The sequence below is a fragment of the Shewanella sp. 1180_01 genome, assembly GCF_052850535.1.
On sequence record NZ_VXCT01000155.1, the window covers coordinates 1 to 1,005 of the forward strand.

The 1,005-nt window shown below is 33.7% G+C and carries 1 protein-coding gene; it reads right to left on the reverse strand.

Features of this window, described 5'->3' with window-relative positions:
* Positions 1-7 precede the first annotated feature (7 nt).
* Positions 8-604 carry a hypothetical protein gene (locus FW758_RS24600; protein WP_446446827.1) on the reverse strand — a complete coding sequence of 199 codons (597 nt, stop codon included), beginning with the start codon at positions 602-604 and terminating at the stop codon, positions 8-10.
* Positions 605-1,005 lie beyond the last annotated feature (401 nt).

Consider the following 1,005-nt stretch of genomic DNA (forward strand, 5'->3'; position numbering starts at 1 on the left):
TGTCTCGTTAAACTTTCTTAAAATATTTTTGAGTTTCCAAGTCGCTTTTCCAGCGACGATATCCCCTAAGAAAACTTTCAACATCAATAGTTTCATTAAATATGTCATTATTAGACTCAGAACATTTTAATAAATATTGTTCGGCAACAATCTGTAGTGAATCACTTTTCCCTTTAACCCATTTCAATTCAAAATCCATATACTTAGTTATTTTTTTGACATCCAAAGAATATTCGTATTGCTTATCTTTTCCGAAGAATACTTCAGATAAGTTAGTTCTTCCGCCACTAATTATATGAGCCCTAAAGCAACTTGCAATGACAATTAATAATTCAGGAGGGGGATAAAAACCTGACTCGATGCACCACAGAAAATGAATTAATGGATTACTCTGCATTTGTTCACGTTCTATATTATCGTGAGATGAAAATTCCTCAAGTAAGTTCCAATTGTGTTCAAATCCTGAGTAGTAAGGAAATTCGTCATGTTCAACGGAGGATTTTAATATTTCACGTACTTCAGCAACATCTTCTAGTGTATTTTCATAGGCGCCTTTAAAAATAGCCTTGCCCTTAACTAACTTTTTCAATTCATCGATGTTCATTTCTCACCCTATTTTAAGCACTAATAAAACAAGACAAATACAGACCGTAACAGTTGAGATTTTCTCGACTTTAACTCCACTTAATAACTTAAAAATGAATTTTTCCATAATTAATTAACCTCTGCATATTTTCTTGGTTACTATTATGGTTCCCAGTGACTTATTGTCACGGACACAAAACTAAATGATTGTCCGAACAGTCATCCTCAGCAAGTTACAAACTCACCCTAACGCCAAATTCGAATGTCCAGTAGGTGTTACCTGAAATTTATCATATACATGCAATCTGATTCAGAAGCAGACTGTAATCATGCTTCATATCTTCAATAAAATCTTCGCCAATTGTAGGAAAACCGTACACAAGAAGCTCACTTCCCCTAACCCTGAATAAGTTATAAAGA